At 71.4% G+C, this 15,069-nt stretch carries 9 protein-coding genes and 1 tRNA gene; 8 read left to right on the forward strand and 2 right to left on the reverse strand.

The window, feature by feature from the left end; genetic code table 11:
• Positions 1–27: 27 nt before the first annotated feature.
• From lgt to pyk, 4 genes are all read left to right on the forward strand, one after another.
• The gene (lgt, locus tag ITJ44_RS00470; protein ID WP_194632850.1) at positions 28–1,050 is read left to right on the forward strand and encodes a prolipoprotein diacylglyceryl transferase; all 1,023 of its coding nucleotides are present in this window, start codon (positions 28–30) and stop codon (positions 1,048–1,050) included.
• A 101-nt stretch (positions 1,051–1,151) separates the two neighbouring features.
• Positions 1,152–5,723 (forward strand): glutamate synthase large subunit, encoded by a 4,572-nt coding sequence (gene gltB, locus ITJ44_RS00475; protein WP_194632851.1) that lies wholly within the window; start codon positions 1,152–1,154, stop codon positions 5,721–5,723.
• Positions 5,716–7,173 carry a glutamate synthase subunit beta gene (locus tag ITJ44_RS00480; protein ID WP_194632852.1) on the forward strand — a complete coding sequence of 486 codons (1,458 nt, stop codon included), beginning with the start codon at positions 5,716–5,718 and terminating at the stop codon, positions 7,171–7,173. The genes gltB and ITJ44_RS00480 overlap by 8 nt, the downstream gene beginning before the upstream one ends.
• Before the next feature lie 86 nt (positions 7,174–7,259).
• Complete coding sequence (pyk, locus tag ITJ44_RS00485) at positions 7,260–8,705, forward strand: pyruvate kinase (RefSeq protein ID WP_194632853.1); 1,446 nt, start codon at positions 7,260–7,262, stop codon at positions 8,703–8,705.
• A gap of 94 nt (positions 8,706–8,799) precedes the next feature.
• On the opposite strand, the gene ITJ44_RS00490 is transcribed toward pyk, so the two are convergent.
• Positions 8,800–8,882, reverse strand: a tRNA-Leu gene (locus ITJ44_RS00490).
• Positions 8,883–8,967: 85 nt separating this feature from the next.
• Between ITJ44_RS00490 and ITJ44_RS00495 the strand changes: the two genes are divergently transcribed.
• Entirely contained in the window at positions 8,968–9,576 is a 609-nt protein-coding gene (locus ITJ44_RS00495; protein WP_015490426.1) for an ANTAR domain-containing response regulator, read from the forward strand.
• A 41-nt stretch (positions 9,577–9,617) separates the two neighbouring features.
• Here the strand turns inward: ITJ44_RS00495 and ITJ44_RS00500 are convergent, their stop codons facing one another.
• The gene (locus tag ITJ44_RS00500) at positions 9,618–10,052 is read right to left on the reverse strand and encodes a PaaI family thioesterase (RefSeq protein WP_194632854.1); all 435 of its coding nucleotides are present in this window, start codon (positions 10,050–10,052) and stop codon (positions 9,618–9,620) included.
• Positions 10,053–10,105: 53 nt separating this feature from the next.
• Here ITJ44_RS00500 and polA point away from each other — a divergent pair, with 53 nt between their 5' ends.
• The 3 genes from polA to ITJ44_RS00515 are packed head-to-tail and all read left to right on the forward strand — an operon-like array spanning position 10,106 to position 14,972.
• Complete coding sequence (gene polA, locus ITJ44_RS00505) at positions 10,106–12,790, forward strand: DNA polymerase I (RefSeq protein ID WP_194632855.1); 2,685 nt, start codon at positions 10,106–10,108, stop codon at positions 12,788–12,790.
• A gap of 47 nt (positions 12,791–12,837) precedes the next feature.
• Entirely contained in the window at positions 12,838–13,296 is a 459-nt protein-coding gene (locus ITJ44_RS00510; RefSeq protein ID WP_194632856.1) for a PTS sugar transporter subunit IIA, read from the forward strand.
• Positions 13,293–14,972: a DUF885 domain-containing protein gene (locus ITJ44_RS00515; protein ID WP_194632857.1), complete on the forward strand. Its 1,680-nt coding sequence runs from the start codon at positions 13,293–13,295 to the stop codon at positions 14,970–14,972. The genes ITJ44_RS00510 and ITJ44_RS00515 overlap by 4 nt, the downstream gene beginning before the upstream one ends.
• Positions 14,973–15,069 lie beyond the last annotated feature (97 nt).

Below are 15,069 nucleotides of genomic sequence, written 5' to 3' on the forward strand. Positions count from 1 at the left end.
AGTGAGCGCCATCCGTTGTTCGTCCCGATGAGCATCCCCAGCCCGGATCCGTCCGACACCCGGTTCGACGTCACGGCGTGGCTCCAGGGCTTCGGCATCGACCTGCCGCTCACCTTCGTCATCCACGCCTACGCCGTGTGCATCCTCGTCGGCATCCTCATCGCCGCGTTCCTCACGAACCGCCGCCTCGTGGCGCGCGGCGTCGAGTCGGGCACGGTCATCGACTTCACGCTGTGCGCGCTCGTGCTCGGCATCGTCGGAGCGCGCGCGTTCCACGTGCTCACCCACCCCGGCGACTACTTCTACGACGGCGCGGACCTCTGGCGCGTGCTCTACGTGTGGGAGGGCGGCATCGCCATCTTCGGCGCGCTCATCGGCGGCGCGCTCGGCGTGTGGCTCGGCTCCAAGTGGACGGGCGTCCGATTCTGGACCTTCGCGGACGCGCTCGCGCCCGGGCTCCTCCTCGCGCAGGCCGCGGGCCGCATGGGCAACTACTTCAACCAGGAGCTGTTCGGCACGCCGACCACGCTGCCCTGGGGCCTCGAGGTCGACCCGACCAACGCCGCGTTCCCTGCCGGCCTGCCGGCGGGCACGCTGTTCCACCCGACGTTCCTGTACGAGATCGTGTGGAACGTCGCCGGTGCGCTCGTCATCATGGCGCTGGGTCGCGCCGTGCGCCTGCAGTGGGGCCGCGGCCTCGCCGTGTACCTCATGTGGTACGGCCTCGGGCGCATGGTCTTCGAGTCGATCCGCATCGACCCGAGCGAGATCTTCTTCGGCGTGCGCACCAACGTCTGGGCCGCGTTCTTCGCGGTGGCCATCGGCCTCGTGCTCTTCCTCGTGCAGACCCGGCGCCACGTCGGCAGCGAGCCGAGCCCGTACCTGCCGGGTCGGACCCCGGATGACGTAAGCGCCCGCGCGAAGGCGGGCCGCGACGGCGAGGTAGCATCGGTCTACACGGATTCGGATTTCGCCGACGTCGACGACGATCGGGCATCCACCGGTTCGGACTCCCACGCTCTCCCCGCCACAAGCGGACGCGGCGCCTAGTTCCCAGCGCGGGCACCCCCGCGGTCACCGCCTCCTCTCGCGAGGCGGTCCTCACCACAGGGCCAGCGACGTCCCTCCGCAGTGCATCTAGGACGGTTCCCATGGCGTTCTCCTCCACCTCCCCTCCCGGCGGCTCGTTCCCCGCGAAGCAGGGCCTGTACGACCCGGCGTTCGAGAAGGACGCGTGCGGCCTGGCCATGGTGGCCACCCTGCGCGGCACCCCCGGCCACGACATCATCGTCAACGCGCTGGACGCGCTCCGGAACCTGGAGCACCGCGGGGCCATCGGCTCCGACGCGGGCACCGGCGACGGCGCCGGCATCATGACGCAGATCCCCGACGCGTTCCTCCGCGGCGTCGCCGGCTTCGAGCTGCCGCCGATGGGGGAGTACGCGGTCGGCATGGCGTTCCTGCCGACGGACGACGCCGAGCGCGAGGAGCTGCAAGCGGGCATCGAGCGGATCGCCGGCGACGAGCGCCTGCGCGTCCTCGGCTGGCGTGAGGTGCCCGTCGACGCGACGCACCTCGGCAACCTGGCGCGCAAGGCCATGCCCGCGTTCCGCCAGCTGTTCCTCGCGTCCGACGCCCGCGAGCCGTCCGACCGACCCGCGGGGCTCGCGCTCGACCGGCTGGCATTCCGGCTGCGCAAGCGCGCGGAGCGGGAGCTCGGCGCCTACTTCATCTCGCTGTCCTCGCGCACCCTGGTCTACAAGGGCATGGTCACCACGCTCCAGCTGGAGCCGTTCTACCCCGACCTCTCCGACGAGCGCTTCGCCTCGAAGCTCGCCATCGTGCACTCGCGGTACTCGACGAACACCTTCCCGTCCTGGCCCCTCGCCCAGCCGCTGCGGATGATGGCGCACAACGGCGAGATCAACACGGTCGCGGGCAACCGCAACTGGATGCGGGCGCGACAGTCCCAGCTCGAGTCGGAGCTGCTCGGCGACCTCTCGCCGCTGATGCCCATCGTCACGCCCGGCGCGAGCGACTCCGCCTCGTTCGACGAGGTCCTCGAGCTCCTCAGCCTCAGCGGCCGCAGCCTGCCGCACGCGATGATGATGATGGTCCCCGAGGCCTGGGAGAAGCAGTCCGACATCGACCCCGTCCGCCGCGACTTCTACGAGTACCACTCCATGGTCATGGAGCCGTGGGACGGTCCGGCCGCCCTGACGTTCACCGACGGCACGCTCGTCGGCGCGACCCTCGACCGCAACGGCCTGCGCCCGGGCCGCTACCTCGTCACCCACGACGGCCTCGTGGTGCTCGGCAGCGAGATCGGCGTGCTCGAGATCGACCCCGCCCGCATCGCGCGCAAGGGCCGCCTCCGCCCCGGGAAGATGTTCCTCGTCGACACCGAGGCCGGCCGGATCATCGAGGACGACGAGATCAAGGCGCAGCTCGCGGCGAGCGCGCCGTGGGGCGAGTGGCTCCGGAACCGCATCCACCTGGCCGACCTGCCCGAGCGCGAGCACGTCGTGCACACGCCCGCGTCGGTCGTCCGCCGCCAGCGCACCTTCGGCTACACCGAGGAGGAGGTGCGGATGCTCCTCATGCCCATGGCGAAGGTCGGCGCCGAGCCCCTCGGCGCCATGGGGTCGGACACGCCCATCGCCGTGCTCTCGCAGCGCCCGCGCCTCCTGTTCGACTACTTCACGCAGCAGTTCGCGCAGGTCACGAACCCGCCGCTCGACTCCATCCGGGAGGAGGTCGTCACCAGCCTCCGCCTCGGCCTCGGGCCGCAGCGCAACCTCCTCGACGCCGGGCCCGAGCACACCAAGCAGGTCGTGCTCGACTTCCCCGTCATCGACAACGACGAGCTGGCCAAGGTCATCCACATCGACCACCGCCCGGGCAGCCGCACCACCACGATCGTGAGCGGTCTCTACCGCGTCGACGATGGGCCGCTCGCGATGCAGAAGCGCATCGACGCCATGTGCGACGAGGTCGACCGCGCCATCGCCCACGGCGCGCAGTTCATCGTCCTCTCGGACCGCGACAGCACCCGCGACCTCGCGCCCATCCCGTCGCTCCTCATGATCGCGGCCGTGCACCACCACCTCATCCGCTCGCAGACCCGCATGAAGGTCGGCATCGTGGTGGAGGCCGGCGACGTGCGCGAGGTGCACCACGTCGCGCTCCTCATCGGCTACGGCGCCTCCGCGGTCAACCCGTACCTGGCGATGGAGTCCTGCGAGGACCTCGTCCGCAGCGGCATGCTCACGGGCGTGACGCCGGAGAAGGCGACGCGGAACCTCATCAAGGGGCTCGGCAAGGGCGTGCTGAAGATCATGTCCAAGATGGGCATCTCGACGGTCTCCTCGTACGCCGGCGCCCAGTGCTTCGAGGCGGTCGGCCTGTCGCAGCAGCTGGTGGACCAGTACTTCTCGGGCACCACCACGCGCCTCGGCGGCGTCGGGATCGACGTCATCGCGGCCGAGAACGCCGCGCGCCATCGCAGCGCCTACCCGACCGACGGCGCCGTGCTCTCGCACGAGCGCCTGCAGACGGGCGGCGAGTACCAGTGGCGTCGCGACGGGTCCCCGCACCTGTTCAACCCCGACACGATCTTCCGGCTGCAGCACGCCACGCGCACGCGCCGGTACGACATCTTCCGCGAGTACACCTCGATGGTCGACGCGCAGTCGAAGGACCTCATGACGCTCCGCGGCATGTTCCGGCTGCGCACCGGCACGCGTCCGCCCGTGCCGCTCGACGAGGTCGAGCCCATCTCGGACATCGTGAAGCGCTTCTCCACGGGCGCGATGAGCTACGGCTCCATCTCCGAGGAGGCGCACGAGACGCTCGCCATCGCGATGAACCGCCTGGGCGCGAAGTCCAACACGGGCGAGGGCGGCGAGAACGTGGAGCGCCTGCTCGACCCCGAGCGCCGCAGCTCCATCAAGCAGGTCGCCTCCGGGCGCTTCGGCGTCACGAGCATGTACCTGACGCACGCCGACGACATCCAGATCAAGCTCGCCCAGGGCGCCAAGCCCGGCGAGGGCGGGCAGCTGCCGCCCGGCAAGGTGTACCCGTGGGTGGCGCGCACGCGCCACGCGACCGCGGGCGTGGGCCTCATCTCCCCGCCGCCGCACCACGACATCTACTCGATCGAGGACCTCAAGCAGCTGATCTTCGACCTCAAGCGCGCGAACCCCTCCGCGCGGATCCACACCAAGCTCGTCAGCCAGTCGGGCATCGGCGCGGTCGCGGCGGGTGTCGCGAAGGCGCTGAGCGACGTGATCCTCGTCTCGGGCCACGACGGCGGCACGGGTGCGAGCCCGGTCAACTCGCTCAAGCACGCGGGCACGCCGTGGGAGCTGGGTCTCGCGGAGACGCAGCAGACCCTGCGCCTCAACGGCATGCGCGACCGCGTGGTCGTGCAGGTCGACGGGCAGATGAAGTCCGGCCGCGACGTCATCGTCGGCGCGCTGCTGGGGGCCGAGGAGTTCGGCTTCGCCACGGCGCCGCTCGTCGTGTCCGGCTGCATCATGATGCGCGTCTGCCACCTCGACACCTGCCCGGTCGGCGTCGCCACGCAGAACCCGGAGCTGCGCAAGCGCTTCCCCGGCAAGGCGGACCACGTCGTCAACTTCTTCGAGTTCATCGCCCAGGAGGTGCGCGAGCACCTCGCGGCCCTCGGGTACCGCTCGCTCGACGAGATCGTCGGCCGCAACGACCTGCTCGGCGTCGAGGACGCGGTGGACCACTGGAAGGCGTCGGGCCTCGACCTCACGCCGATCCTGGTCGGCCCGACCTTCGCCGACGACGAGCCGATGAAGCACGGCCGCTCCCAGGACCACGAGCTCGAGGCCCACTTCGACAACGAGCTGATCCGCCTCAGCCGCGACGTGCTCGACCACGGCGGCCGGGTGGAGATCGACCTGCCCGTGCGCAACACGGCGCGCGCGGTCGGCACGATGCTCGGCCACCTCGTCACGAAGGCCCACGGCGAGGACGGGCTCCCGACGGGATCCATCGACGTCACGCTGCGCGGTTCCGCGGGCCAGTCCTTCGGCGCGTTCATGCCGTCGGGCATCACGCTCCGCCTCGTCGGCGACAGCAACGACTACCTCGGCAAGGGCCTCTCGGGCGGCGACATCGTCGTCCGCCCCGACGAGAAGGCCGGCTTCCCCGCGGAGGAGAACGTCATCGCGGGCAACGTCATCGGCTACGGCGCCACCCAGGGCACCATGTTCATCCGCGGCATGGTGGGGGAGCGGTTCCTCGTCCGCAACTCCGGCGCCACCGCCGTCGTCGAGGCCGTGGGCGACCACGCGCTGGAGTACATGACCGGCGGGCTCGCGCTCGTGCTCGGCGGCACCGGCCGGAACATCGGCGCGGGCATGTCGGGCGGCACGGCGTACGTGATCGACCTCGACCGCGACCGCATCAACACCGACGCGCTCGCGTCGGGCGAGCTCGAGCTGCACCCCCTCGGGAGCGCCGACGTCGAGATCGTGCTCGACCTCCTCCGCCGGCACCTCGCCGAGACCGGATCCACCGTGGCCGAGCGCCTGCTCGCCGACCCGGAGACCTCCATGGAACGCTTCACCAAGATCCTGCCGCGGGACTACGCGGCCGTCCTCGCCACCCGCCAGACCGCGGTCGACGAAGGCATCGACCCCGACGGCGACGTAGCCTGGAAGCGCATCCTGGAGGTGACCGGTGGCTGACCCCAAGGGCTTCCTCAAGGTGACGGAGCGCGAGCTCCCCAAGCGCCGACCCGTCTCGGTGCGGCTCATGGACTGGAAGGAGGTGTACGAGCAGCAGGAGCGCGGCGAGCTCGTGCGCCAGGCCGGCCGGTGCATGGACTGCGGCATCCCGTTCTGCCACCAGGGCTGCCCGCTCGGCAACCTCATCCCGGAGTGGAACGACCTCACGTGGCGCGGCGAGGGCCGCCAGGCCATCGAGCGCCTGCACGCCACGAACAACTTCCCGGAGTTCACGGGTCGCCTGTGCCCGGCCCCCTGCGAGAGCTCGTGCGTCCTCGGCATCAACCAGCCGCCGGTCACGATCAAGCAGGTGGAGGTGTCGATCATCGACGACGCCTTCCAGAACGGCTGGGTCGAGCCGCACCCGCCCGAGCGTCTCACGGGCAAGACCGTGGCGGTCGTGGGATCCGGCCCCGCCGGCCTCGCCGCCGCCCAGCAGCTCACGCGCGCCGGGCACACGGTCGCGGTCTTCGAGCGCGACGACCGCATCGGCGGCCTGCTGCGCTACGGGATCCCCGACTTCAAGATGGAGAAGAAGCACCTCGAGGCGCGTCTGGCGCAGATGACCGCCGAGGGCACGCGCTTCCGCGCGGGCGTCGACATCGGGAAGGACATCACCTGGTCCGACCTGCGCCTGCGCTACGACGCGGTCGTGGTCTGCACGGGCGCGCTCGTGCCGCGCGACCTCGACATCCCGGGCCGCGACGTCGACGGCGTCCACTTCGCCATGGACTACCTGCGCCAGTCCAACCACGCGACGGCCGGCGACCAGGTGCCCGAGCAGATCCACGCCGAGGGCAAGCACGTCGTCGTCCTCGGCGGCGGCGACACCGGCGCGGACTGCATCGGCACCGCGCACCGCCAGAAGGCGGCCTCGGTCACCAACCTCGCCATCGGCCAGCAGCCGCCGTCGGAGCGCCGCCCCGACCAGCCGTGGCCGACGTACCCGACGCTCTTCGAGGTGTCGAGCGCGCACGAGGAGGGCGGCGAGCGCCAGTACCTCGCCACCACGGTGGAGTTCCTGAAGGACGACGACGGGCACGTGCGCGCCGTCCGCGTCGCCGAGACGGAGTTCCGCGACGGCCGCCGCGTGCCGAAGTCGGGCACCGAGCGCGAGATCCCCGCCGACCTCGTCCTCCTCGCCCTCGGATTCACCGGCCCCGAGAAGGCCGCCCTCGAGAGCCAGCTGGAGGTGCCCTTCGACGCGCGCGGCAACGTCGCGCGCGGCGAGGACTACCAGACCGACCAGGCCGGCGTCTTCGTCGCGGGCGACGCCGGTCGCGGCCAGTCGCTCATCGTGTGGGCCATCGCGGAGGGACGTTCAGCGGCCTCCGCCGTCGACCGGTACCTTGAGGGGGACACGGAGCTCCCGTTCCCGGTCCGGCCCACGGACCGCGCTCTCTCCATCTGACCCGGCCGCCGCGCCCGCGCGCGCGACCGCGACCACTCACCCGAACCGCGTCCGTGTGCGACGCAGAAACGCGAGACAGACAGAGCATGACCAGACGAGCGAAGATCGTCGCGACCCTCGGGCCCGCGACCAGCTCCTACGAGAGCATCCGCGCCATCATCGACGCCGGCGTGGACGTGGCCCGGATGAACCTGAGCCACGGCACCTACGACGTCCACGAGGGCATCTACTCCACCATCCGGAAGGCCGCCGACGACGCGGGCCGCGCGGTCGCGGTCCTCGTCGACCTGCAGGGCCCGAAGATCCGGCTCGGCAAGTTCTCCGACGGCCCGCACGACCTGGCGTTCGGCGACACCTTCGTCATCACCGTCGAGGACATCCTCGGCACGAAGGACATCTGCTCCACCACCTACAAGGGCCTCCCCGGCGACGTGAAGCCGGGCGACCCGCTGCTCATCGACGACGGCAAGGTCACGCTCCGCGTGGTCTCCACCGACGGCACGCGCGTCACGACCACGGTGGAGGTGGGCGGCGCCGTCAGCAACAACAAGGGCATCAACCTCCCGGGCGTCGCGGTCAACGTGCCCGCGCTCTCCGGCAAGGACGAGGCGGACCTCCGCTGGGGCCTCCGCCTCGGGGCCGACCTCATCGCGCTGAGCTTCGTCCGCGACGCGTCCGACATCATCCGCGTGCACGAGATCATGGACGAGGAGGGCCGTCGCGTCCCCGTCGTCGCCAAGGTCGAGAAGCCGCAGGCCGTGGACGCGCTCGAGGAGATCGTCGACGCGTTCGACGCGATCATGGTCGCCCGCGGCGACCTGGGCGTCGAGCTGCCGCTCGAGGCCGTCCCGATCGTGCAGAAGCGCGCGGTCGAGCTCGCCCGCCGCAAGGCGAAGCCCGTCATCGTCGCGACGCAGATGCTCGAGTCGATGATCACGAGCCCTCGCCCCACGCGCGCCGAGGCCTCCGACTGCGCCAACGCGGTGCTCGACGGCGCCGACGCGCTCATGCTGAGCGGCGAGACGAGCGTGGGCGAGTTCCCCGTCGTCACCGTGAAGACCATGGCCCGCATCATCGAGTCGACCGAGGAGCACGGGCTGGAGCGCATCCCCAAGCTCGGCACGCGTCCCTTCACGCAGGGCGGCGCGATCACGCTCGCGGCCGCCGAGGTCGCCGAGTTCGTCGAGGCGAAGGCCCTGTGCGTCTTCACCGAGTCGGGCGACTCCGTCCGCCGCATGACGAGGCTCCGGAACGGCATCCCGATCCTGGCGTTCACGCCGAACGAGGGCATCCGACGTCGCCTCGCGCTGTCGTGGGGCGTGCAGACCTACCTCGTGGAGCCCGTCACCCACACCGACCAGATGTTCCACCAGGTCGACGACGTGCTCCTCGCGGAGGGCCTCGCGGAGGTCGGCCAGAAGGTCGTCGTCATCGCCGGGTCCCCTCCCGGCATCGCGGGCTCCACCAACGAGCTGCGCGTCCACGTCGTCGGCGACGCCGTGAACGAGGCCGCTCCCGCGTACGAGAAGTAGCGGGAGCAGGCGGGGGTCCGGCCCCCGCCCCGACGCGGAGAGGGCGGGCGACCACGTGGTCGCCCGCCCTCTCCGCGTCCCTCGCGTGATGCGGTGCCGGATGTGGGACTCGAACCCACACGCCCTCACGGACAGAGCATTTTGAGTGCTCCGCGTCTGCCATTCCGCCAATCCGGCGCACCCCGGTGGACGTGGGGAACGGGCGGTGATCCGCCGTCCCGGCGCGCACCGGCCCGCCCGACGATACCGTAGGCTCCTATCCGTGAGTGACCAGGAAACAGCCCCCGCAGCCCCCCGCCGTGTCGTCGTCGCCGAGGACGAGTCGCTCATCCGCCTCGACATCGTGGAGACCCTCCGCGACAACGGCTTCGAGGTCGTGGGCGAGGCGGGAGACGGCGAGACCGCGGTCGCGCTGGCCACGGAGCTCCGGCCCGACCTCGTCATCATGGACGTCAAGATGCCCCAGCTCGACGGCATCTCCGCGGCCGAGCGGCTGAACCGCAACCACATCGCGCCCGTGGTCCTCCTCACGGCCTTCAGCCAGAAGGAGCTCGTGGAGCGCGCGGGCGAGGCCGGCGCGCTGGCCTACGTGGTCAAGCCGTTCACGCCGAACGACCTGCTCCCCGCCATCGAGATCGCGCTGGCCCGCTACGCCCAGATCATCACGCTCGAGGCCGAGGTGTCCGACCTCGTCGAGCGCTTCGAGACCCGCAAGCTCGTCGACCGGGCCAAGGGCCTGCTCAACGAGAAGATGGGGCTCACGGAGCCCGAGGCCTTCCGCTGGATCCAGAAGGCGTCGATGGACCGCCGCCTCACCATGCACGACGTGGCCCAGGCCATCATCGAGCAGCTGAGCGCCAAGAAGGCCTAGCCGCCGCACCGCCGCACCGCCCCCCGATCGGGGCGCCCGGGTCAGCGCCCGGAGCGCTCGCGGATGATGTTCGTGATGCGCACGGTCGAGAGGCGTCGTCCCTCGTCGTCGGTCATGACGATCTCGTGCGTCGTGAGCGTGCCGCCGAGGTGGATCGCGGTGCAGGTGCCGGTGATGGTGCCGGACGACGCCGAGCGCGTGTGGCTCGCGTTGAGCTCGATGCCGAAGGCGACGCGGTCGGCGCCGGCGTGGACGTTCGCGGACATGGATCCGAGCGACTCGGCGAGCACGACGTACGCGCCGCCGTGCACCACGCCGTAGGGCTGCGTGTTCCCCTCCGCGGGCATCGTCGCGACGGATCTCTCGGGGCTCAGCTCGTGGAAGACGATGCCCATCTTCTGGGCGAGCGCGCCCACGTCCTGGGGCTGGCGGAGCAGCCGCGCGCTGGCGGACGGCTCGGGTGCGGGCTGGGTCATGGGGGATCCTCCAGGGCCGGTCGGACGTCGGGAGCCCTCTATAGGCTGGACCCGTGCCGAACTCGGAAAAGCCTACCCTCCTCGTCATCGACGGCCACTCCCTGGCGTTCCGGGCCTTCTACGCCCTGCCGGCGGAGAGCTTCCAGAACCGCGAGGGCCAGCACACGAACGCCGTGCACGGCTTCATCGCCATGCTCATCAACCTCCTGCAGAAGGAGAAGCCCACGCACGTGGGCGTCGCGTTCGACATCTCGCGCTTCTCGTTCCGCACCCGCGAGTACCCCGAGTACAAGGGCACGCGCGGCGAGACGCCCGTGGAGTTCACCGGCCAGGTGCCGCTGCTCGAGCGGGCGCTGAAGACCATGAACATCCCCACCCTCACCAAGGAGGACCACGAGGCGGACGACATCCTCGCGACCCTCGCCACGCAGGGCCGTGAGCAGGGGTTCCGCGTGCTCGTGGTCTCGGGCGACCGCGACGCGATCCAGCTCGTCAACGACGACGTCACGCTGCTCTACCCGTCCACGCAGGGCGTCTCGCAGCTCACGCGCTACGACGCCGAGAAGGTGTTCGAGAAGTACGGCGTGCAGCCGGAGATGTACCCGGACATCGCGGCGCTCGTGGGGGAGACGAGCGACAACCTCATCGGCGTCGACAAGGTCGGCCCGAAGACCGCGGTCAAGTGGCTCAACCAGTACGGGTCGCTCGACGCCGTCCTCGAGCACCGGGACGAGATCACCGGCAAGGTCGGCGACAACCTGCGGGCGCAGTACGAGAACGTCATCCGCAACCGCCGCCTCAACCGGCTGCTCACCGACGTGGAGCTGCCGCTCGGCCCCCGGGACCTCGAGCGGAAGCCCATCGACGAGCCCGCCCTCCGCGAGGTGTTCCAGGTGCTGGAGTTCAAGCAGCTGCTGGACCGCGTGCTGAAGCTCGAGGGATCCGGGCCCTCGACGTCGAGCGAGGGCACGCCCGTGGGCGCGGTCGAGCGGGAGCCGTCGACGGCGCCCGCCGCCCCGCAGCCGCAGCAGCTGCTCGACGAGGAGCTGGAGAAGTGGATCCGCACCCAGAGCGCGGCGTCGCCCCACGGCCTCGGCCTCACGGTGGAGACGCAGGACGGCAGGCCCGTCGGATTCGGCATCGCCAGCGCCAGCGAGGCGGTGTCCCTGCCGTGGCAGGAGGGCCGTGCCGACTACGCGCCGTTCGAGCGGTGGCTCGCGAGCGATTCCCCGAAGATCATGGCGGACGCCAAGGTGCAGGTGAAGGCCATGCGCCGCGCGGGGCTCGCCGTCTCCGGGCTCGCGTTCGACGTGCTCGTGGCCGGGTGGCTGCTGCGTCCGGGCTTCACCGACAAGACCCTCGCCGCCCTCGTCAGCCGGTACCTCCTGGAGGACCTGCCCGAGCCCGACGCGAACCAGCTCGTGCCGGAGACCGAGGCGCTCACGTCGCCCGTCGAGGCCTGGTACACGCTCCGCGTCGAGCACGCGCTGCGCGATGTGCTCGACGAGCGCACGCTCGGCGTCATGGTCGACATCGAGATGCCGACGCTGCTCGTCCTCGTGGAGATGGAGCTGCGCGGCGTCGCGACCGACCGCGCCGGCCTCGCCGACCTGTCGGCGCAGCTCCAGGAGCGCATCACGGACCTCGCCCAGCGCGCGTTCGCGGAGATCGGCAAGGAGATCAACCTCGGGTCGCCGAAGCAGCTGCAGGAGGTCCTCTTCGACCAGCTGGGCATGCCGAAGACCCGCGCCAACAAGACCGGCTTCTCCACGGACGCCGGCGCCCTCGCCGACCTGCAGGCGTCGAACCCGCACGCGTTCCTCGACCTGCTCCTCGAGCACCGCGACGCGAGCAAGCTGCGGCAGATCATCCAGACGCTCGAGCGCGGCATCGGCGACGACGAGCGGATCCACACCACCTACGTGCAGACCGGCACCACCACCGGCCGCATCTCCTCGAACGACCCGAACCTGCAGAACATCCCCGTGCGCACGGAGGAGGGCCGCCGCATCCGCAGCGCCATCCGCGTCGGCGAGGGCTACGAGACGCTGCTCACGGCCGACTACTCGCAGATCGAGATGCGGATCATGGCGCACCTCTCCGGTGACGCGGGCCTCATCGAGGCCTTCGCGGCGGGGGAGGACCTGCACCGCTTCGTGGGATCCCGCATCTTCGGCGTCACGCCGGCCGACGTGAGCGCCGAGATGCGCACCAAGGTCAAGGCCATGAGCTACGGGCTCGCGTACGGCCTCAGCGCGTTCGGGCTGTCGAAGCAGCTGCGGATCCCGTCGTCCGAGGCGAAGCAGCTCATGACCGACTACTTCGCGCGCTTCGGCGCGGTGCGCGACTACCTGCGCCAGGTGGTGGAGGAGGCCCGCGCCGCCGGCTACACGGAGACGATCTTCGGCCGCCGCCGCCCGTTCCCCGACCTGAACAGCCCGAACCGCGTCCTCCGCGACAACGCCGAGCGCGCCGCGCTCAACGCGCCCATCCAGGGATCGGCCGCCGACATCATGAAGATCGCGATGATCCGCATCGAGGCCGACATGCGCGAGCGCGACATGGCGTCGCGCATGCTCCTCCAGGTGCACGACGAGCTCATCCTCGAGGTCGCCGCGGGGGAGTGGGACGCGCTCGAGGCCATCGTCACGGACCGCATGGCCCACGCGGCGGACCTCCGCGTGCCGCTCGAGGTGCAGGTGGGCCGCGGCGACTCGTGGGCCGCCGCCGCGCACTGACCGGCGGACCCGCCCTCCCCACCGACCCAGCACGAGGAGCACAGCGCATGACGACAGCACGACTCTCCGACCTCCTCGCGGAGGGCTCCATCCGCCTCGACGGGAAGGCAGAGGACCGCGAGTCCGCGATCCGCCAGGCGGGTGACGCGCTCGTCGCGGCAGGTGCCGTCGACACGGGCTACGTGGACGCCATGGTCGAGCGTGAGCGCTCCGTCTCCACGTTCGTCGGCGAGGGCGTCGCGGTCCCGCACGGCACGCTCGCCGCGGGCCGCGACCTCGTGCGCGCCGACGCCATCAGCCTGCTGCGCTTGCCCGACGGCGTCGACTGGGACGGCCACGACGTCCGCATCGTCATCGGCATCGCCGCCACCGGAGGCGGCCACATCGCGCTGCTGTCGCGTCTCGCCGAGATCCTGCTCGACCCCGTGCGCGCCGAGCAGCTGCGCGGCGCGACGGATCCCGCGACCGTCCGGTCCCTCCTGGGAGCAGGTACGGTCGAGGGATGACGACGACGCCGAAGGCCCCCCGACCGCAGACGGACATCGACCGGATCGCCGAGGGGTGGATCGACGCATCGCTCGACCTGCACCCCGAGGAGCGCGTCTACCTCGGTCGCGCCGGTCGCGAGGGCGAGTACGGCGACATGTCGCCCGCGGGCCACGCGGCGCACGCCGATGCGGCTCGCGCGGTCGTCCGGCAGCTCGCCGCCGCCACGCCCGTCGACGCGGTCGACGAGGTCACCCGCATGGACCTCACGCGCGAGCTGGAGCTCGACGTCGAGATGCACGACGCCGGCGTGCACCTCTCCGACCTCAACGTCATCGCCTCGCCCGCGCAGGGGATCCGCGAGGTGTTCGACATCTCGCCGACGGCGACCGAGGGCGACTGGGAGCACATCGCGACGCGCCTGGGCGCCGTCGCGGGCGCGGTCGACGGCTACATCGAGACCCTGCGGGAGGGCGTCCGCCGCGGACAGGTGCCGGCGAAGCGGCAGATCCGCGAGGTGCTCGGCCAGGTCGAGCGCCAGGCAGCGCCCGACGGCTTCTTCCGCTCCTTCGCCGGCGACGCACGGCCCGACGCCGGCGAGCTGCCCGCGTCGCTGCGCCAGGATCTCGGAACCCGGGCCGAGGAGGCCAGGTCCGCGTACGAGCGTCTCGCCGCGTTCCTCGGATCGGAGCTCGAGCCGGCCGGCCGCGACGCCGACGCCGTGGGACGCGAGCAGTACGCCCTCCGGTCGCGCTCCTTCCTCGGCGCCGAGGTCGACCTCGACGAGACGTACGAGTGGGGCGTCGGCGAGCTGGCCCGCATGGTGGAGGAGCAGGAGGCCATCGCCCGCGAGATCCTCCCCGGCGCGAGCGTGCTCGAGGCCATCGCGCACCTCGACGGCGACGCGTCCCGCAAGCTGCACGGCACCGACGCCCTGCGCGCCTGGATGCAGGAGACGAGCGACCGCGCGGTCGAGGAGCTCGGGCGCACGCACTTCGACATCCCCCAGGAGATCCGGGCGCTCGAGTGCATGATCGCCCCCACGCAGGAGGGCGGCATCTACTACTCCGGCCCCGCGGACGACTTCAGCCGCCCCGGACGCATGTGGTGGTCGGTGCCCGAGGGCGTCACCGAGTTCGACACCTGGCGCGAGCTGACCACCGTCTACCACGAGGGCGTCCCCGGCCACCACCTGCAGATCGCGCAGGCCACCTACAACAAGGCGGAGCTCAACACGTGGCGCCGCTTCGCCGGCACGTCGGGGCATGCCGAGGGCTGGGCCCTGTACGCCGAGCGCCTCATGCAGGAGCTCGGCTACCTCGACGACCCGGCCGACCGCCTCGGCATGCTCGACGGCCAGCGCATGCGCGCCGCCCGCGTGGTGCTCGACATCGGCGTGCACCTCGGCAAGACGCGCCCCGACGGGGAGGCCGCCTGGGACGCCGAGTACGCGTTCGCCTTCATGGGACGCAACGTCAACATGGATCCCTCGTTCGTGCGCTTCGAGGTCAACCGCTACCTCGGCTGGCCGGGCCAGGCGCCCTCCTACAAGGTGGGCCAGCGCATCTGGGAGGACCTCCGGGACGAGACCCGGCGACGCGAGGGCGACGCGTTCGACATCCGCGCGTTCCACCGCCGCGCGCTCGACGTCGGCGGCGTGGGCCTCGACACGCTGCGGGCCGCGGTCCTCCGCTGAGCCCGCTACGTCCGCGACGGGTGGCTGGCGCGTCGCGCGGTCGGCGCGCGCGGCGCGGTTGTCCCGCCTCCCGGGCCGGGTCTAAGATCGACTGTCG

The organism is Clavibacter sp. VKM Ac-2873 (genome assembly GCF_015351075.1).
Taxonomy (GTDB): Bacteria; Actinomycetota; Actinomycetes; order Actinomycetales; family Microbacteriaceae; genus Clavibacter.

Coding starts and splice junctions, on each gene's coding strand:
- ITJ44_RS00515 (WP_194632857.1), top strand. CDS start 13,293: ATGACGACGACGCCGAAGGCCCCCCGACCGCAGACGGACATCGACCGG.
- lgt (WP_194632850.1), top strand. CDS start 28: ATGAGCATCCCCAGCCCGGATCCGTCCGACACCCGGTTCGACGTCACG.
- ITJ44_RS00510 (WP_194632856.1), top strand. CDS start 12,838: ATGACGACAGCACGACTCTCCGACCTCCTCGCGGAGGGCTCCATCCGC.
- gltB (WP_194632851.1), top strand. CDS start 1,152: ATGGCGTTCTCCTCCACCTCCCCTCCCGGCGGCTCGTTCCCCGCGAAG.
- ITJ44_RS00500 (WP_194632854.1), bottom strand. CDS start 10,052: ATGACCCAGCCCGCACCCGAGCCGTCCGCCAGCGCGCGGCTGCTCCGC.
- pyk (WP_194632853.1), top strand. CDS start 7,260: ATGACCAGACGAGCGAAGATCGTCGCGACCCTCGGGCCCGCGACCAGC.